This window comes from Cupriavidus sp. FW305-46, from assembly GCF_058787075.1.
Genome location: NZ_JBYSZI010000011.1, coordinates 1 through 16,457 on the forward strand (window position 1 = coordinate 1; position 16,457 = coordinate 16,457).

The following is a 16,457-nucleotide window of genomic DNA, read 5'->3' on the forward strand; positions in this document are numbered from 1 at the left end:
GGCAGGGGCAGCCCGCCAAAGAGGTCTTCAGTCAAACGTCAGCGTTGCCTTCAGTCGTTGCGGCCAATTGGTTGGTCGTAGATATAGCGGCGGGACCACGGCAGCGTATCGGCCGGCAGCCCGGCCTTGTGGCAGAGCACCTGGTAGATCGACATCTTCTCGGTCTCGAAGGCATGTGCGCAGCCGGCCAGGTAGACCCGCCAGATGCGGTATTTCTTTTCGCCGACCAGGCTGCGGATGGTGTCGCCGCGGGCCTCGAAGTTGTCGGCCCAGTAGTGCAGCGTCTGCGCGTAGTGGCGGCGCAGCAGTTCGACGTCGAAGGCTTCCAGCCCGCCTTGCTGCAGCGTGCGCAGCACCAGCCCGATATGCGGCAGCTCGCCCTGCGGGAACACATAGCGGTCCATGAACTCGGCGCCGTCCATCGGCGTCGCGCCGTTGTCGGGGTCGGGCGAGGTGATGCCGTGGTTCATCACATAGCCGTCATCGGCCAGCAGTTCGCGGATGCGGCTGAAGTAGCCGGGCAGGTTGTCCTTGCCCACATGCTCGAACATGCCGACGCTGGTGATGCGGTCGAAGGTGCCGGCGGTGTCGCGGTAGTCCTGCAGCCGGATCTCGATGCGGTCGGACAGGCCCGCGGCCCTGACGCGCTCGGTGGCCAGGTCGAACTGGTTCTGCGACAGCGTGATGCCCACGCAGCGCGCACCGAACTTCTGCGCGGCGCGCAGCACCAGTGCGCCCCAGCCGCAGCCGATGTCGAGCAGCGTCTGGTCCGGCTGCAGCCGGATCTTGGTCAGGATGTGGTCGATCTTCTTGATTTGCGCCGTGGCCAGGTCTTCGTCGCCGTGCTCGAAGTAGGCGCAGGAGTAGACCATGTTGGGGTCGAGCCAGAGCTGGTAGAAGTCGTTGGAGACGTCGTAGTGGTACTGGATCGAGTTCTTGTCTTCCTGCTTGGTATGCGTGAAGTGCTGCGCCACCTTGAACAGCGCGCCGCCGGCGCGGTGCGTGGCCGCGGCCGAGAAGCCGTAGGCGACCTTGATGATGTCCGTCAGCCTGCCCTCGAAGTCGATTTTCTCCTGCACATACGCTTCGCCCAGGTTGTCCAGGCTCGGCGTCAGCAGCAGCGGCAGGGCCGCGGCTTCGCGTACGGTCAGCGTGACAGCCGGCTTGTCGAAGTGCCCGAGCGGGTATTCGGTGCCATTCCACAGCCGCAAGCTGACCGGCAGATTGGCATTCTCTCGCAGGTCGGCGATCCAGTTGTCGAGTTGCTTTTCCAGGGCTTGCTTGAAGAACATGCGCTTTACCTCCCGATGGTTGCGGCACACGCTGCGGCCGACGCATCAGACAAGGTTGGTACTGAGCTGGAACCTTGCCCAATCCGTCTCGAGCGCTGCAAGAAAAGAGTAACCAAGCGACGCCGGTCTCACTTTAGTCCAATTCCGCAGCTTGTGCAGCGCACCGTCCGGAAGACCCCACTACCGACCCGTTCGGCGCAGTTGGCGCATGTTCAGGCGCGTGCCAACCGTTTCAGGGCGACAGCCGCACGATCTGCCAGTCGCCGCCGGGTTGCAGGCGGAAGGCAATGCGGTCGTGCAGCCGCGACGGGCGGCCCTGCCAGAACTCGAGCGCGGTCGGCACCAGGCGGTAGCCGCCCCAGTGCGGCGGGCGCGGCGGGTTTTCGCCGAACTTGCTGCGGTATTCCTGCTCGCGCTGCTCCAGCACGTCGCGGCCGGGCACCTCGCGGCTTTGCGCAGAGGCCCAGGCGCCCACGCGCGAGCCCAGCGGGCGCGTGGCGAAATAGGCGTCGCTCTCGTCGTCCGAGACTTTTTCGACGTGCCCTTCGACGCGTACCTGGCGCTCCAGCTGCACCCAGTGGAACAGCAGCGCCGCGCGCGGGTTTGCCGCCAGGTCCAGGCCCTTGCGGCTTTCATAATTGGTGAAGAAGGTGAAGCCGCGGTCGTCGATGCCCTTGAGCAGCACGATGCGCGCGGATGGCTGGCCGTCGGCGTCGACCGTGGCCAGGGTCATGGCATTGGGTTCGGGCAGCTTGGCCGTGACCGCCTCGTCGAACCAGCGTTTGAACTGGCTCAACGGGTCGGGCGCCACGTCGGTTTCGGACAGTGAGCCCAGCACATAGGTACGGCGAAGGTCGGCAAGTTGAGTCATGTCGCAATCATCAGGATATCGGTCGGGATGCGCGGTGCGCCCGGGGGCGGGGCCGCAGGTCCGGCTGATTCGAGTATAGCGAATGCATCGGGGATCGCATTTGCGTGGCGACAAGCGTATCGGCAGCGCCACCTGCCGCGGGGCTAAACCGGCGGTGGCAGCACCTTGCGCCCCTGGCGCCGCGAGTAGTAACCGGCCGCGCCCATCGCGCCCGCCATCGACAGGAAGATCGGCAGCATGCCCAGCGCCGTGCCGACCACGCCAAACGTGAGCGGCCACACCACCTGGCTGGTATTGAGCACCGCCGAGCGCAGCCCCAGTGCCTCGCCGGCGCGCCCGTGCGGCGACGCCGTGTGCAGGATGTTCATGACATTGGGCTGGGCGCTGCCCAGCGCAAGGCCCAGCACGAAGGCCAGCCCGCACATCAGCCAGAACTGCGTGACGAAGGGGTAGGCCAGGTAGGCCAGCGCACCCACCAGCAGCGCGCTGCGGATGATCTTCCATTCCGAGAGCCGGCGCGACAGCGCCGGCATCGCCACGCGGATGGCAAAGGTGGCAATGGCGAAAGCGCCCAGCACCCAGCCGATCGACGACGGCGACAAGCCGATGCGCGAGCCCTGGATCGGGATCAGGAAGGCGTGCAGGTCCCATGCGGCGGACAGCACCGCGCTGGCGATGAAGACCGCGCGCAGCTCGGGTTGCTGCAGCAGGTCCAGCGTGGAGCGGCGGCTGCCGTCCTCGATGGCGATGCGCCCGGCATTGCCGCCGTGCGCCGGCAGGCGCGGACGCAGCCATTGCAGGCCGGCCTGGCCGACCAGTGCCACCGCCACCAGCACCATGAAGGCGGGGCGGAAGCCCGCATGCTCGATCACGTAGCCCATCGTCACCGGCCCGAGCGTGCCGGACACCGACAGCCCCAGCGCATGCCAGGTGTAGTTGCGCAGCCGGGTCTCATTGGTGGAGACCTGGCCGATCAGCAGCTGCATCGCCACCTGCACCAGCATGAAGCCCACGCCGATCAGCGCGCATGACAGGTACAGCGCGCCGAGGTCGTGCCAGAGCGCCGGCAGCAGCGTGCCCGCCACCACCATCAGCGAGCCCGCGGTCATCGGCTTGCGCGGCCCGATCTCGTCGATGCGCTTGCCGGCGCGGATTGCCAGCAGCATCGGCAGCAGCGCATACAGCGACATCAGCACGCCGAGCGTGACGGTGGAGGCTTTGAGGGAGATCGCGAACAGCGACACCACCACGCGGCTGGCGTTGAAGGCCACGTGGTTGCACACCGTCAGCGCGATCAGCCAGGTGATCGGCGGGACGGCGGCGTGCGGCAGCGACATGGGAACGGGGGCTCGCGGTGGCCGCGCTCATGGCGGCCGGCGGCCGTGCCGAGGCGGGAAACAAAGAGGAAACAAAGGGCGGCCGCAGCCGCGCCTTCAGAAGGATGCAGCGGGCGAACCCGCACCGCACCCGATGCTTGCCATGCTTAAACTTCTTGTAAATGGCCGTTTAATTATGCGCCCGGCGTGGGCGCGGCACAACGGCTGCGTGCGGCAGGATGTCGCAGCGTGGCAAAGTGTTGCGATTTTGCTTCAGACAATGGCGGACATGTGGCCGCCAGGCGACGCGCCAGTGCACTGGTTGCGCGCACCTCAACCGCCCTTGTGCAGGGCGTCGCTGTCCGGGCGCGCCGGCGCTGGCGCCGGCTTGCGCACCTCGCGCTCGCTGGGGCGTGCCGGCTCGCGGGTCTGGGCGTCAGCCTGCGCGGCGGTGCCCGGCGTTTCCTTCGGGATCGGCTTGCCGGCGGTCATGCCGGCAGTCTTGCCGGTGCTGGGATCCTTGTAGGTCTTGCCCGGCGGCGGCGCGACCGGGCGCTTGCGCAGGTCGGCCAGCAGCGTTGCGCACAGGTTGTCTTCGCCGCCCGGCGACAGGTCCACCAGCGGCAGCACCGCCGTCGCCACCGGTGCCAGCAGCGCCAGCGACAGCGCGCCGCCGGCGCGCAGCGCCAGCACCCCGATATCGGGGCTGACGGACGGCTTCTTCATGGTGCCGCCCACGTACAGCGGCGAGCGCAGCGAGAACACGCGCAGGCCCTTGGAGTCCGGGTGGATGGTCAGCGCCAGCCTTTCATTGCGCAGGTCGATGCCGCCGGTGGTCTCGATTACCGCATCTTCCGTATCGAGCACGAAGGTGCGCGCGCGCGCGATGCCGTCGGTGAAGGCAAAGTCGCTGACGCCGCAGTTGATCCGCACCGGCCTGTCGCCGAACAGCTTGCGGATCACCACGCTGCCCACGTTCAGCCCCATCGCTTCAAGCAGGAACTTGCTGACCGTGCCGTTCTCGACCAGCAGCTTGGCTTCGCCGTTGGAAGAGGCCATCAGCGCCGCCACTGAATTGCCTGTGGCCGAGAGCTTGGCGCTGCCGTTGAGTTCGCCGATGCTGGTGCGCATCAGGTCAAAGGTGGGGAACAGCTGCTTGAGCTTCATGTGCCGCGCGGTCATGTCGACCGTGGCCCCCATCGGCTCGCGCTTGCCGTCCAGGCGCATGGTCGACACCAGGTTGCCGCCAGCCACGCCGAAATTCAGCGGGTCCAGCAGCAGCACGCCGTCCTGCAGCTTCAGGTGCGTGACCAGGTCGGTGATCGGCAGGTCGGCATCGCGGATGATGCGCTTGCCGGTAAAGCGCACGTCGGCGTCGATCTCGTCCCAGCGCTCGGTGCGGAATGGCGCCACCGGCAGGGCCTTGTCGGTCGGCTGAGCCACCGGGCTGTCCTTGGCGGGGCGGCCGGGCTTGGCATCGGCGCCGATCAGCGGGGCCAGGTCGACGAAGCGCAGCTGGTTGGACACCAGGGTGCCGGCCAGCAGCGGACGCGGCTCGCGCTTGGTGAAGGTCAGCGTGCCAGACAGGTCGCTGCCACCGACACGGCCGGTGAACTTCTGGTATTCGTAGATCGAGCCTTGCTTGCGCAGCGTCGCCATCAGCCGGCCGCGGGTCTGGTAGGGGGGCGTGGACGGCAGCACCACGCCGGTCAGCGCATAGAGCTTGGCCATGCTGTCGCCGGTCAGGGTCAGGTGCACGTCCAGCGCGGCCAGGTGGGCCGGGTTGGTCACGGTGCCTTCGATCACGGCGCGGGTGGTGCCCACGCGCACATCGGCCAGGAGCGGGAACGGCACGTCGGTGTTGCGCAGGCTCAGCACCGTGCCGGCCTTGCCGCTGGCGTTGATGGTGGCCTCGTTGTAGCGGCCGGTGGCTTTCCAGCGCACGCCGTAGCGGTCGTCGGGGCCCTTGGCCGTGGCCGGCGGGGCGGAAGCGCCCGGCGCCGAAGCCGCTGGCGCGGAGGCTGCCCTGGCCGCGCCGGGTGCACTGGCCGGGGGCCCTGGCGGCACCGCAGAGGCCTCGGGCGCCACCAGCGCGCCGTCGCGGGCCTTGTCATAGAGCGGGCTGCCGCCGATGGTGTCGAGCTCCGCCTGCAGCTCGATCTTCTTGAACTGGTCGGCCAGCGCCAGGTTGCCGCGCGCCAGCACCACCTCGCCGATATCCAGCTCCCATTCGGACGGGCCCTTCTTGGGGCCGAACTCGAGGGTCCAGTTGTTGCGGGCGTCCGGCAGGCGCTCCAGCCACACCGCCGGGCTGTCGACGACGATGGTCGGCACCGCGATCTGGTGCGCCAGCAGCGGTATCGGACGCAGCACGAAGATCAGTTCGCGCACGGTCGCCAGATGAGGCTGTTTGGCCCAGTCGGTATTGCCGATGGTGATGTCGCGCGCCGACAGGCGCGGCCATGGCACCAGCGTATGCCAGCCTTTCTCGCCTTCGCCGCGGCGCCAGGTCACGGTCAGGTCGCCGTTGATGGCAAAGGGGCGGCCGATGGCCTCGGTGACGCGGTCGTTGAGCCAGGGCTTGAGGCGGTTCCAGTCGAAGGTCAGGATCACGACCACCAGCAGCGCGATCAGCGCAACCGGTGTCAGCACACTCCACAGAACAACCTTGCGGCGCACGGGCATGAGGCGGGCTCTCCTGTCTGGCGGGGGGCAGGGCCGGGGCCGCCCACGCCAGCGCGGGGCGGCGAACGGACCACTGCACGTCTATTGTATAGTTGCGCGCTTCTCGTCTTTGTCGGGGATTGGCTGACATCGCCGCCAGAAAATGCCGGATTCTTGCCCCGGCGCAGCCAGGCGCCGACCCCCAGCCGCTCTCCATTGACCCGATTCCTCCAGCATGAACGATGCCGCACACGACCTGGCCGGCCTGCCCGAGCCGCTGACCCACGAAAGCCCGGCCGAGGATGACTACCACCGCCGCTTCGGCGGCGTGGCAAGGCTCTACGGCGCCGCCGGCCTGGCCCGCCTGGAGGCGGCCAGCGTGTGCGTGGTCGGCATTGGCGGCGTCGGCAGCTGGGCGGCCGAGGCGCTGGCGCGCAACGCGGTCGGGCGCATCACGCTGATCGACCTGGACCATATCGCGCTGTCCAACACCAACCGCCAGATCCATGCGCTGGGCGATGCCTACGGGCGCGCCAAGGTCGAGGCGATGGCCGAGCGCATCGTGGCCATCAACCCGCGTTGCCAGGTGACGCAGGTCGATGATTTCGTCACGCCGGACAACGTGCCCGGGCTGCTCGGCGCCGGCTATGACTACGTCATCGACGCCATCGACGCAGTGCGCGTCAAGACCGGGATGCTTGGCTGGGCCCGGCGCCAGGGCGTGCCGGTAATCACCTGCGGCGGCGCGGGCGGCCAGCTCGACCCCACGCGCGTGCGCATCGACGACCTGGCGCGCACGATCCAGGACCCGCTGCTGTCCAAGGTGCGCGCCGGCCTGCGCAAGCAATGGGGCTTCACGCGCGACCCGAAGAAGAAGTTCGGCATCGCCGCCGTCTATTCGGACGAGCCGCTGCAATACCCCGAACCCGAGCAGCAGGCCTGCGAGATCGACGAGGCGCCGCCGCTGGACGGGCAGCCGGGCCAGCCAGCCATGCGCGGCCCGCAGGGGCTGGCGTGCGCGGGCTTTGGCTCGTCGGTGGCGGTGACGGCGGTATTCGGCTTTGTCGCGGCGTCGGCGGTGATCGGCGAGATCGCGCGCGGCTGAAGCCGCCCGGGCCGCTCAGGCGCTCAGCGCGCGCAGCAGCCCGTCTACCTCGGCGTCGCCCGGTGCCTGGTTGTCGAAGAAGATCAGTTCCGGATAGTCCGCGGGCGCCGGCATGAAGCGCCGGGTGCGGTAGGCCTCCCAGTGACTCAGCTTGTAGGCGTCGTTGGGATTGCCGCGCCGGATGATGCGCGCATGGGCCTCGTCTTCCGGCAGATGGACCCAGACCGTGCGCACCGTGGTGCCGGCGGGCACGTGCAGCCAGCCGGGGTCATGCAGCAGGTGGGCCTTGACCTCGCGCGACAGCGGGCCGATCACGATCACGCTGATGCCCAGGGCCAGGTTCTCTCGCGCGGTGTCGAGCAGGCCCTGGTATTCCGGGTCGCGCAGGTTGTCCAGGTAGGCCGGGCTGTCGCGGTCATTGGGGTCGCCGGTGATCGCGGCCATGGCCGCGGCGCTGTAGCGGCCGTACAGGGTGTCCTTGTCGAGCAGGCAGAAGGGCTCGCCGGTGGCCTGCATCAGCGGGCCGATCAGGCGGTGGGCGAGGGTGGTCTTGCCGGTGCCGGCATGGCCGCAGAAGAAGATCAGTCTTGGCATGAGGGATAGGTGTAGCGGACAGGGCGCATCGCCCACAGCATACCCCTGGCTTGCGCCAGATCAGGCCCGGGCCGCGCCGATTCGGTATCCTTGCCGTTTTCTCCCACGATTGCCGTCGATCCCATGGACGCCAAAGACCAGCTTTCCTCCGCCGGCCTGCCGGACCACCTCCATCTGGGCGAACCGGTCACCGACGCCACCCATGCCGAGTTCGTGCAGCTGCTGGCCGCGGTGGCCGGCGCCGACGACGCCGGCTTCCTGGCCGCGATGGACGCATGGATCGACCATACCCGCCATCATTTCGCCCAGGAAGAGCAGTGGATGGAGGCGATGGGCTTCGGCCCGCGCCATTGCCACGCGGGCGAGCACCAGCAGGTGCTGGCCGTGGCCGTCGCGGTGCGCGACAAGGTGCACACCGATGCCGAGTTCCAGCTTGGCCGCCGCCTGGTGGCCGAGCTCTCGGGCTGGTTCGACCATCACGTCAAGTCGATGGACGCGATGATGGTGGAGCATATGCGCGAGCACGGCTTCACGCTGGTCGAAGGCCCGGTCACGGCGGCCTGAGCGCAGTCAGGCCGGGTGGGCGGCGTCGCGGTCGATCACCACGAAATACTTGCGCACCGGTGCCAGCACCTCGAACAGCCCGGTAAAGCCGGCCGGGATCACGCAGGCGTCGCCGGGGCCGAAGTCGCTGGCCTGGCCGGCATCGTCGCTGATGCGGATGCGGCCGCTGATGACATGGAAGAACTCTTCCTTGCCGGCCGGAAAGGCGATGCGCCAGGCCCCGGGCTCGCATGCCCAGATGCCGCAGTCGAAATCGCCGTGCTGCGCGCTGTAGTGCGTCCAGGTGGTGCGGTCGGGGTTGCCTGACACCAGCCGGTCCGGGCGCGGGCGGTCGTGGCTGGGGGCGGGCTCGGTCTTGAAGTCGATCAGGCGGGGCGCTGGCATGGCGGATGGCAGGAAAAATGGCGGAACTGAGTCCGCCAGTTTACCGCGCCGGGGCCGCGGCCCGGCCGTTCAGTTCAGCGCCGTGCTCAGCTGGCGGCGCCAGTGCGACACCACTTCGGGCCGGTCGGCCAGCATCTCGAACACCGACAGCATGGTCTTGCGGCCGATATCGTCCTCGAAGGTGCGGTCGGCGCGCACGATTTCCAGCAACTGCTCCAGTGCCGGCTCGTACTGCTGGCGCGCGATCAGCAGCCTGGCCAGGTCCCGCCGCGCCGCCAGGTCGCGCGGGTCGGCGGCGATGCGCGCGCTCAGGGTGGGCTCGTCCGGCAGGCCGGACAGGCCCTCCATCGCGTCCATGCGGGTACGCAGCGCGGCATGGGCGTCCTGCTGCGCGGCCTGCGGCGACAGGGCCTCGAACTGCGACCTGGCCTCGGCGATGGCATTGCCGTCCAGCAGGAAACCGATATAGGCCAGCCGGGCGGCGTCGGTCTCGGGGTCGAGCGCAATGGCTTCGTCGAACTTCGCCTCGGCGCCGGCCCGGTCGCCCTCGGCGGCCAGTTGCAGCGCGTCATGCAGGGCCGTCTGCGCGGGCTTGGGCATCAGTCGCCCGAGGAATTCACGCAGGCCGGACTCGGGCAGCACGCCGATGAACTGGTCCACCGCCTGGCCGTCGGCAATCGCCACCACATGCGGGATGCTGCGCACGCCGAAGTGCGCGGCCAGGTCCTGGTTCTCGTCGACATTGACCTTGACCAGCTTCCACTGGCCGCCGGCCTCGGATTCCAGCCGTTCCAGCATCGGACCCAGCGTGCGGCAGGGGCCGCACCACGGCGCCCAGAAGTCGACCAGCACGGGCGCCTGGCGCGAGGCCTCGATCACTTCGGTTTCGAAATTCTGCAGGGTCACGTCGCTCATGGGAAATCCTGGATCGGGGAGAGGCGGGAGCGGCCAGCCCGGGCGGGCCGCCCGAAGGGGCAAGGCAATCTATACCCCTATTGTGAGGGCGAAGGCGCCGAATGCAACGCCCTGTGCCAATACCGTGCCCGCAGGGTTCGGGAAAGTCTGCGGTTGAAAATAGAACGATCGTTCGGTTATAGTCCTTGATCATACCAAAAGACCCGGTCCGCGAGACCGCACAGGAGACCTTGCATGCAGACCCCAGCTCGCCCGCATTTCCAGTTCTGGCCGAAGCGCCTGCCGACCGCCATCGTGCTGCCGGAGACCTCGCTCTGGGCCAACCTGGAAGTCTCGGCGCTCCGCTATGCCGACAAGGCCGCGATCCGCTACTTCGGCAATGCCATCACCTTCCGTGAGCTGGAGGCGCAGGCCACCGCGCTGGCCGGCTGGCTGCAGCAGAAGGCGGGCGTGAAGAAGGGCGACCGGGTGCTGCTGTACATGCAGAACTGCCCGCAGTTCATCGTCAGCTACTACGCCATCCTGCGCGCCGACGCGGTGGTGGTGCCGGTCAACCCGATGAACCGCGCCGAGGAATTCAAGCATTACGTGACCGACGCGCAGGCGCGCGTGGCGATCTTCACCGCCGACCTGGCCGCCGGGGTCGAGCAGGCGCAGGCGGAGCTGGCGCCGGCCGAGCGCCTGCAGCATATGCTGATGACCCAGTATGCCGACGCGCTGCCGCCCGCGCACGAACATCCGGAAGACGCGCCGCCGGCCTGGCTGACCACGCCGCATCCGCTGCCCGCGGGCGCCACCGCGTGGCCCGAGGCATTGGGCGCCGGCCTGCAGCCCGGCCCGCACACCGCCGGCCCGGACGACATGGCGGTGATGCCCTACACCTCGGGCACCACCGGCTTCCCCAAGGGCTGCATCCATACGCACCGCTCGGTGATGCACAACATCGTCGGCGGCTCGACCTGGTCGGGCTCGGGCGCCGAATCGGTGATCCTGTCGGTGCTGCCGCTGTTCCACGTCACCGGCATGCAGTACGGCATGAACGGCCCGATCTACAGCGGTGCCACCGTGGTGATGCTGCCGCGCTGGGACCGCGAGGTGGCCGGCCGCCTGATCTCGCGCTACCAGGTCACGCACTGGACCAATATCCCGACCATGGTGATCGACTTCCTGGCCAGCCCCAACCTGGCCCAGTTCGACCTGGCCAGCCTGCGCTATATCGGCGGCGGCGGCGCGGCCATGCCGCAGGCCGTGGCCGAGCGCCTGCGCGAGCAGTTCGGGCTGAACTACCTGGAAGGCTACGGCCTGTCCGAGACCATGGCGCCGACGCACAGCAACCCGTCGGACCGGCCCAAGCTGCAGTGCCTGGGCGTGCCGACCTTCAACACCGACGCGCGCGTGGTCGACCCGGTCACGCTCAAGGAACTGCCGCCCAACGAGATCGGCGAGATCATCGTCAGCGGCCCGCAGGTGTTCAAGGGCTACTGGGGCAAGGAGGACGCCACCCGCGACGCCTTTATCGAGTTCGAGGGCAAGGCCTTCTTCCGCACCGGCGACCTGGGCCGCATGGACGAAGAGGGCTACTTCTTCATCACCGACCGCCTCAAGCGCATGATCAATGCGTCGGGCTTCAAGGTGTGGCCGGCCGAGGTGGAGAACCTGCTGTACAAGCATCCGGACGTGCAGGAGGCCTGCATCATCGGCACGCGCGACCCGTACCGCGGCGAGACCGTCAAGGCGGTGGTGGTGCTGCGCGCCCATGCCAGGGGCAAGACCACGCCGGAGCAGATCATCGAATGGGCCAAGGAGAACATGGCCGCCTACAAGTACCCGCGCGTGGTGGAGTTCGTTGAGGCGCTGCCGAAGTCGGGCACCGGCAAGGTGATGTGGCGCCATCTGCAGGAAAGCGAGAATGCGCGCAACACCGGCGCGGAGGAGAGGCCCGCGGCCTGAGGCAGCCGGGTAGCCAATGAAAAAGGCTGGTCGGCCGGCCAGCCTTTTTTATTTACGCGGTGCCGGCCCTCAATGCCCCCGCACCCGCATCAGCATCTTCACCATCGTCTTGTAGCCCCGCTCGCGCGCATGGCGCGTGGGGCTCACGCCTTCACGGTCGGCGAGGTTGGCGTCAGCGCCGGCATCCAGCAGCAGCTGCACCGTTTCCTCGTAGCGGGTGCTGCCATCGCCCAGGATCACCGCTTCCAGCAGCGCGGTCCAGCCGAGGTCGTTGACATGGTCCACGGCAACGCCGGCCTTCAGCAGCAGCTTCACCACCTCGACATGGCCATGCTGGCTGGCGGCGATCAGCGCGGTGCCGTCATAGCGGTCGGTGCTGGCCAGGTCGGCGCCGTGCGCCAGCGCCAGGCGCACCATGTCGGCCTGGCCGGTGGCGGCTGCCAGCAGGAAGGGGCTGTTGGCCTCGGTGTCCTTCAGGTTCACATCGGCGCCGGCCAGCAGCAGCGTGCGCGCGACTTCGGTGTGCCGGTTCTGCACCGCCGCCAGCAGGGCGCTGCGCCCGCGCTCGTCGGCCGCGCGCGCCGAGGCGCCGGCGGCCAGCAGGCGCGCCACCAGGTCCTGGTCGCCGGCGCTGGCGGCGGTGATCAGGTTGCGGTCGAGCGTGCCGATGGCGTCGCGGCGTGGCGGCGGCTGCATGGCCGCGCTGCGCGGCGCTCGGGCGGCGGGCTGGCTGGCCGCGCCGCCGGCGGGCCGTGCCGCCAGGGTCTGCCCGCCCTGGGCCGCCAGCAGGCCGCCCCCCATCAGCAATCCCATCAGGCCCAGCAGCTCGTTGAGTGCCTGTCTGCGGGTGCGTGCGGCGGGGCGCGTCATGGCGGCAGCTCCTTGGCTCAGACGGTTTCGTGGGGGCTGGCCGGCAGGGGCGCTGCGTCATCGCGGGCGGCGTGCGCAGCGCGCTCGGCGTCGGCGGCATCGTCGGCCTGCAGCTGGCGCCAGAGCCGGCCCAGGTAGGGATCGTCGACGCCGTTGGTGGCCAGGCCCAGCAAGGTCTGCTGCAGGTATTCGCGCGCGGGGCCGTACAGTCCGGCAGCGTGGCGCAGGCGCTCGACCACGCTGGGATCCGGCAGCCGGCCGGCGTAGGCCTCGTGCGTTCGGTTCATGACGAAGGCGAGGGCGCGCTGCTCAGGCGCGCCGGCATCCCCGGTGCGGATGCGCAGCCAGCGCGGATGGTAGGCCCCGGTCAGCATCTCGCGGCGCCACAGCACGCGGAATTCCTGCTCGACCACATGGCTGGGGATGCGGAACACCATGCCGTGGCAGCAGCCGCCCCGGTCCAGGCCCAGCACCAGGCCCGGGTTGTCCCAGGTGCCCCGGTTGATGCGGGAATAGAGGTAGAAGCCACGGTGGTAGCCGTGTACGGTGGCACGCTGGCGCTCGGTGTGCACCACCATCGGGTTCCAGATCAGCGAACCATAGCCGAACAGCCAGACATCGCCGCCAAGCGCGGGATCTTCCGGGCGGCGCGCCAGCGTGTCGGAAAGGGACTGCTCGAGCACGGCTTCCGGCAGCAGCGAGGACGCGACCGGAGTACTGCACAGCGAGGTGCGCAGACGGTCGGATTCGAGGTCCTGTCGCGTGATGGCCATGGTGGAAGCATAAATCAAAGCGGCGCCACGGGAAGGTGGGGGAAATGACATAAGTGCCAGTTTTTCTCAGAATTGCCTGAGCAACCGGCACGGGTGTGGGCGCCTGACAACGTTTGGCGCGGCGTGCCGCCTCTGTCACTCGCCGCGGACGCGTGCTGCCGCACCTTTGTCCGCGATCAGGCGCACGTGAATTGCTGGCCGGCGCGGCTGCCATGTCCTTACAATGGTGGCCTCAATTCACAGGGGGAACCCGCGATGGCACGCACGCTTACGGTGGTGTTCGGCAGTGGCAAGGAATATGACTTCACGATCGGCACGGACGAGCTGGCCGCGGTCACCGAGGACGCCGCGTGGCGCTGGTTCGACCGGGAATATACCGAGCTGGACTGCCAGGCGTCGAGCCCGGTCGGCAAGGTGCTGGTGATCGACAAGATCCTGAATGTCGCCAAGTTTTCCGGAGAGGCGCGCTTCTCCGGCGATCCTGCCTGGGCGCAGGACTATGCCCGCCATGCGGCGCGGCTGCTGGACCGGGACAAGGTCCGCGTCGATGTCGGCAACGCCGCGATCGGGTTCTGAGGCGCGGGAGCGCCAGCAAGACGGGTAGTTGCCGCGGTTGTCGCCCCTGCCTGTGCAGGCGCGACAACCTTGCTGCCGGGTTAGACCGCCAGCAGTTCCACTTCAAACAGCAGGGTAGCGTTCGGCGGGATCACGCCGCCGGCGCCGCGGGCACCGTAGCCGAGGTCGGCCGGGATCACCAGGCGGCGCACGCCGCCCACCTTCATGCCCTGCACGCCTTCGTCCCAGCCGCGGATCACATGGCCGGCACCCAGCGGGAACACGAACGGGTCGTTGCGGTCCTTGCTCGAATCAAACTTGCGGCCAGCCTGGCCGTTCTCGTACAGCCAGCCGGTGTAGTGCACGGTGACGTGCTTGCCGGCGGTGGCTTCGGCGCCGGCGCCGACGGTGGTGTCTTCGTATTGCAGGCCAGAGGGCGTGGTTTGCATGGCGTATTTCCTTCCGATGGGAACAGACGTGGTGAGAGGAGAACGCAGCGCGGCTGCGTTCAGGCTTGGGCGCGCTGGAGCACATCCAGCGTCAGTTGCACATTGCGGTCGTCGTCGGCCACCCAGATGTCGCCGTCCTGGATCGTCACCGACAGGCGCATGGCGCGCTGCGCCAGCGCGGCCAGGGCTTCGACCGCTTCCGCCGGGACATTGTAGACGGTGACGTTGCGCAGCTTGCCGGCCTTGCCCGCCATGCCCTTCCACCATTCGCGCGCGCTGGCCGCATTGTAGGTATAGACGGTCACGCGCTCGGCCCGCGCGGCGGCGCGCTTCAGGCGCGCTTCGTCGGGCTGGCCCAGTTCGACCCAGTGGGCGATGTCGCCGGTCAGGCGCTTGTCCCACAGGTCGGGTTCGTCGGGTTCGTCCAGGCCGCGCGTGAAGGCCAGCGTTTCGGTGGCTTCGCAGGCAAAGGCCAGCAGGCGCACCATCATGCGCGCGTCATTCTCGGACGGGTGCTGGGCGATGGTCAGGCTGTGGCTGCCGTAGTAGGGCCGGTCCATGTCGGAGACCGACAGGTCAGCTTTGAAGATGGTGGATTTGAGCGCCATGAGGTGAAGTGAGCGGCAGGCGCCCCGGCTGGGGTGCGGGAGACGCAAAAGGCCGCATCATACGCCATTTGCCGGACACCGCCTGCGGGCACGGCATACTGGCGCAGTGGCTCAGCGCTTGCGGTATTCCTTGAGGTAGAAGCGCAGCAGCGCCGACAGCAGCAGCGTGCCCAGGAAGCCGGCGGCAACGATCAGCGCCTGCCCGGCGGTGGTGTCGATCTGGCCGGCCACCCCGAGGCGGAACAGCCAGGTGCCGACCATCATCGCCAGGAACGGCATCAGCAGCGCGCCGCGGCCGTAGGTTTGCACTGCCCACAGCGGGAAGCGGCGCAGGAAGTCGCCTGGAATGCTGCAGGCCAGGCAAGCACCGGCAGCTGCCAGTGCGGCGGCCACGATGTCGCCGGAATGGATATCGAACATGGTCTCGGTCTCGCGCGCCCCCATCAGGCACACGCAGGCGAGCGTGCCGGGAATTGGGCAAAGCGCTGATTCTACAAGAGAAATTTGCGCCGGAGGTGACGAATAGGGTTACCGCGGGGTGCTGCCCGCGGGCGATGCCTCGACCGCCACTTGCAGCGTCACGGTGTCGCCTACCTCGGGCAGGAAGCGGGTCATGCCAAAGGCACTGCGCGGCACCTCGGCACGGAAGTCCCCGCCGCAGACCTGCCGGCTCACGCCGAACAGGGTGACCTCGCCGCAGCGGAAGCGCTCGGCCTGAAGGCGCAGCGGCTTCGTGACGCCGTGCAGCGTCAGCTCGCCTTCGACCGCCGCCAGCCGGCCGCCTTCCATCAGGAAGCGGTCCGCACGCAGCCGCGCCACCGGGTGCTGGGCGGCATCGAAGAATTGTGCCGAGCGCAGCACGCCGTCCAGGGTGCGGTTGCCGGTATCGACCGAGGCCAGGTCCACGATCACGTCGAGTGCGCCGGCGCCGCTGTCCGCGTCATAGACCAGGCGCCCGTCGATCTTGCCAAAGCGCCCGCGCACCGAACTGCGCTCGAAATGGCTGGCGGAGAAATAGACGGTGGTGTGCGCCGGATCGATGGTGTATTCAAGCGGCGCCGCCTGCGCGGCGGTGATGCCCAGGGCGGCAGCAAGTGCCAGCGCGCGTGCGGCCATGGCTCAGTCGGCGTTCAGTGGACGAACACGGGCAGCAGGAACATCCCCACCACCGACAGGTAGCCGACGGTCCAGCACAGCGTGCGCAGCGTGGCGCGGTCGGTCACGTAGCACACGGTGTAGAGCACGCGGGCCACGATGAAGACCACGGCCAGCTCGTCGATGCGGGCCTGCGGCGCCTGCAGGTGGCTGGCGGCCAGCACGGCGGCGGCAAAGAAGGGGAAGGCCTCGAAGTGGTTGCGGTGCGCCATGTCGGCGCGGCGCGCGCGGCCGGACTGCTGCTCCAGCCAGCCGCGCGGGTCATGGTTGTCATAGCCAGGCGCGCTGGCCTTGGCGATGGCCACCGTCACCAGCGGCAGGATGCCGGCCAGCAGCACGCACCAGAAAGCGATCGGCATAGTCCAGTCCTTTCGGTTGCAATGCCGGCGCCG

General features: G+C 68.7%; 18 protein-coding genes. 4 read left to right on the forward strand and 14 right to left on the reverse strand.

The window, feature by feature from the left end; all coding sequences use genetic code 11:
- Positions 1-50: 50 nt before the first annotated feature.
- The 4 genes from AC3WON_RS07470 to AC3WON_RS07485 all read right to left on the reverse strand — a co-directional run bounded on the left by AC3WON_RS07470 (position 51) and on the right by AC3WON_RS07485 (position 6,164).
- Positions 51-1,292: a class I SAM-dependent methyltransferase gene (locus AC3WON_RS07470; RefSeq protein ID WP_492351533.1), complete on the reverse strand. Its 1,242-nt coding sequence runs from the start codon at positions 1,290-1,292 to the stop codon at positions 51-53.
- 232 nt (positions 1,293-1,524) lie between these two features.
- Positions 1,525-2,163 (reverse strand): pyridoxamine 5'-phosphate oxidase, encoded by a 639-nt coding sequence (pdxH, locus tag AC3WON_RS07475; protein ID WP_492318767.1) that lies wholly within the window; start codon positions 2,161-2,163, stop codon positions 1,525-1,527.
- 143 nt (positions 2,164-2,306) lie between these two features.
- A complete protein-coding gene (locus AC3WON_RS07480; RefSeq protein WP_492318766.1) occupies positions 2,307-3,500 on the reverse strand; it encodes an MFS transporter in 1,194 nt (397 codons plus the stop codon).
- 312 nt (positions 3,501-3,812) lie between these two features.
- On the reverse strand, positions 3,813-6,164 hold the full coding sequence (locus AC3WON_RS07485; RefSeq protein ID WP_492318765.1) for an AsmA family protein: 2,352 nt from the start codon (positions 6,162-6,164) through the stop codon (positions 3,813-3,815).
- Between the two features lie 214 nt (positions 6,165-6,378).
- Here AC3WON_RS07485 and tcdA point away from each other — a divergent pair, with 214 nt between their 5' ends.
- Positions 6,379-7,248: a tRNA cyclic N6-threonylcarbamoyladenosine(37) synthase TcdA gene (gene tcdA / locus AC3WON_RS07490; protein WP_492318764.1), complete on the forward strand. Its 870-nt coding sequence runs from the start codon at positions 6,379-6,381 to the stop codon at positions 7,246-7,248.
- A 15-nt stretch (positions 7,249-7,263) separates the two neighbouring features.
- Here tcdA and AC3WON_RS07495 read toward each other — a convergent pair whose 3' ends face one another.
- Positions 7,264-7,842 (reverse strand): P-loop nucleotide/nucleoside kinase family protein, encoded by a 579-nt coding sequence (locus AC3WON_RS07495; RefSeq protein WP_492318763.1) that lies wholly within the window; start codon positions 7,840-7,842, stop codon positions 7,264-7,266.
- A 123-nt stretch (positions 7,843-7,965) separates the two neighbouring features.
- On the opposite strand from AC3WON_RS07495, the gene AC3WON_RS07500 reads away from it, so the two are divergent.
- Positions 7,966-8,406 (forward strand): bacteriohemerythrin, encoded by a 441-nt coding sequence (locus AC3WON_RS07500; protein ID WP_114131860.1) that lies wholly within the window; start codon positions 7,966-7,968, stop codon positions 8,404-8,406.
- Positions 8,407-8,412: 6 nt separating this feature from the next.
- Here AC3WON_RS07500 and AC3WON_RS07505 read toward each other — a convergent pair whose 3' ends face one another.
- Positions 8,413-8,790, reverse strand: coding sequence for a cupin domain-containing protein (locus tag AC3WON_RS07505; protein ID WP_013957582.1), 378 nt, complete (start codon positions 8,788-8,790; stop codon positions 8,413-8,415).
- A gap of 69 nt (positions 8,791-8,859) precedes the next feature.
- On the reverse strand, positions 8,860-9,705 hold the full coding sequence (gene trxA / locus AC3WON_RS07510; RefSeq protein WP_492318761.1) for a thioredoxin: 846 nt from the start codon (positions 9,703-9,705) through the stop codon (positions 8,860-8,862).
- Between the two features lie 234 nt (positions 9,706-9,939).
- Here trxA and AC3WON_RS07515 point away from each other — a divergent pair, with 234 nt between their 5' ends.
- Positions 9,940-11,655 carry a long-chain fatty acid--CoA ligase gene (locus tag AC3WON_RS07515; RefSeq protein ID WP_492351534.1) on the forward strand — a complete coding sequence of 572 codons (1,716 nt, stop codon included), beginning with the start codon at positions 9,940-9,942 and terminating at the stop codon, positions 11,653-11,655.
- A gap of 69 nt (positions 11,656-11,724) precedes the next feature.
- On the opposite strand, the gene AC3WON_RS07520 is transcribed toward AC3WON_RS07515, so the two are convergent.
- Positions 11,725-12,525 carry an ankyrin repeat domain-containing protein gene (locus AC3WON_RS07520; RefSeq protein WP_081050144.1) on the reverse strand — a complete coding sequence of 267 codons (801 nt, stop codon included), beginning with the start codon at positions 12,523-12,525 and terminating at the stop codon, positions 11,725-11,727.
- Between the two features lie 17 nt (positions 12,526-12,542).
- The gene (locus tag AC3WON_RS07525) at positions 12,543-13,349 is read right to left on the reverse strand and encodes a gamma-glutamylcyclotransferase (protein ID WP_492318759.1); all 807 of its coding nucleotides are present in this window, start codon (positions 13,347-13,349) and stop codon (positions 12,543-12,545) included.
- A gap of 204 nt (positions 13,350-13,553) precedes the next feature.
- On the opposite strand from AC3WON_RS07525, the gene AC3WON_RS07530 reads away from it, so the two are divergent.
- Positions 13,554-13,874: a hypothetical protein gene (locus AC3WON_RS07530; RefSeq protein ID WP_013957577.1), complete on the forward strand. Its 321-nt coding sequence runs from the start codon at positions 13,554-13,556 to the stop codon at positions 13,872-13,874.
- An 80-nt stretch (positions 13,875-13,954) separates the two neighbouring features.
- Here the strand turns inward: AC3WON_RS07530 and AC3WON_RS07535 are convergent, their stop codons facing one another.
- The 5 genes from AC3WON_RS07535 to AC3WON_RS07555 all read right to left on the reverse strand — a co-directional run bounded on the left by AC3WON_RS07535 (position 13,955) and on the right by AC3WON_RS07555 (position 16,424).
- Positions 13,955-14,302 (reverse strand): FKBP-type peptidyl-prolyl cis-trans isomerase, encoded by a 348-nt coding sequence (locus AC3WON_RS07535; protein WP_010813699.1) that lies wholly within the window; start codon positions 14,300-14,302, stop codon positions 13,955-13,957.
- Between the two features lie 59 nt (positions 14,303-14,361).
- Positions 14,362-14,910, reverse strand: coding sequence for a YaeQ family protein (locus AC3WON_RS07540; RefSeq protein ID WP_010813698.1), 549 nt, complete (start codon positions 14,908-14,910; stop codon positions 14,362-14,364).
- Positions 14,911-15,021: 111 nt separating this feature from the next.
- A complete protein-coding gene (locus tag AC3WON_RS07545; RefSeq protein ID WP_492318758.1) occupies positions 15,022-15,330 on the reverse strand; it encodes a hypothetical protein in 309 nt (102 codons plus the stop codon).
- 108 nt (positions 15,331-15,438) lie between these two features.
- Entirely contained in the window at positions 15,439-16,026 is a 588-nt protein-coding gene (locus AC3WON_RS07550) for a YceI family protein (protein WP_492318757.1), read from the reverse strand.
- 14 nt (positions 16,027-16,040) lie between these two features.
- Complete coding sequence (locus tag AC3WON_RS07555) at positions 16,041-16,424, reverse strand: MAPEG family protein (RefSeq protein ID WP_492318756.1); 384 nt, start codon at positions 16,422-16,424, stop codon at positions 16,041-16,043.
- Between the last annotated feature and the right edge of the window lie 33 nt (positions 16,425-16,457).

Bases quoted from the DNA above. Each gene is read 5' to 3' on its own strand.
- AC3WON_RS07470 (WP_492351533.1), bottom strand. From the start codon at position 1,292: ATGTTCTTCAAGCAAGCCCTGGAAAAGCAACTCGACAACTGGATCGCC.
- pdxH (WP_492318767.1), bottom strand. From the start codon at position 2,163: ATGACTCAACTTGCCGACCTTCGCCGTACCTATGTGCTGGGCTCACTG.
- AC3WON_RS07480 (WP_492318766.1), bottom strand. From the start codon at position 3,500: ATGTCGCTGCCGCACGCCGCCGTCCCGCCGATCACCTGGCTGATCGCG.
- AC3WON_RS07485 (WP_492318765.1), bottom strand. From the start codon at position 6,164: ATGCCCGTGCGCCGCAAGGTTGTTCTGTGGAGTGTGCTGACACCGGTT.
- tcdA (WP_492318764.1), top strand. From the start codon at position 6,379: ATGAACGATGCCGCACACGACCTGGCCGGCCTGCCCGAGCCGCTGACC.
- AC3WON_RS07495 (WP_492318763.1), bottom strand. From the start codon at position 7,842: ATGCCAAGACTGATCTTCTTCTGCGGCCATGCCGGCACCGGCAAGACC.
- AC3WON_RS07500 (WP_114131860.1), top strand. From the start codon at position 7,966: ATGGACGCCAAAGACCAGCTTTCCTCCGCCGGCCTGCCGGACCACCTC.
- AC3WON_RS07505 (WP_013957582.1), bottom strand. From the start codon at position 8,790: ATGCCAGCGCCCCGCCTGATCGACTTCAAGACCGAGCCCGCCCCCAGC.
- trxA (WP_492318761.1), bottom strand. From the start codon at position 9,705: ATGAGCGACGTGACCCTGCAGAATTTCGAAACCGAAGTGATCGAGGCC.
- AC3WON_RS07515 (WP_492351534.1), top strand. From the start codon at position 9,940: ATGCAGACCCCAGCTCGCCCGCATTTCCAGTTCTGGCCGAAGCGCCTG.
- AC3WON_RS07520 (WP_081050144.1), bottom strand. From the start codon at position 12,525: ATGACGCGCCCCGCCGCACGCACCCGCAGACAGGCACTCAACGAGCTG.
- AC3WON_RS07525 (WP_492318759.1), bottom strand. From the start codon at position 13,349: ATGTCATTTCCCCCACCTTCCCGTGGCGCCGCTTTGATTTATGCTTCC.
- AC3WON_RS07530 (WP_013957577.1), top strand. From the start codon at position 13,554: ATGGCACGCACGCTTACGGTGGTGTTCGGCAGTGGCAAGGAATATGAC.
- AC3WON_RS07535 (WP_010813699.1), bottom strand. From the start codon at position 14,302: ATGCAAACCACGCCCTCTGGCCTGCAATACGAAGACACCACCGTCGGC.
- AC3WON_RS07540 (WP_010813698.1), bottom strand. From the start codon at position 14,910: ATGGCGCTCAAATCCACCATCTTCAAAGCTGACCTGTCGGTCTCCGAC.
- AC3WON_RS07545 (WP_492318758.1), bottom strand. From the start codon at position 15,330: ATGTTCGATATCCATTCCGGCGACATCGTGGCCGCCGCACTGGCAGCT.
- AC3WON_RS07550 (WP_492318757.1), bottom strand. From the start codon at position 16,026: ATGGCCGCACGCGCGCTGGCACTTGCTGCCGCCCTGGGCATCACCGCC.
- AC3WON_RS07555 (WP_492318756.1), bottom strand. From the start codon at position 16,424: ATGCCGATCGCTTTCTGGTGCGTGCTGCTGGCCGGCATCCTGCCGCTG.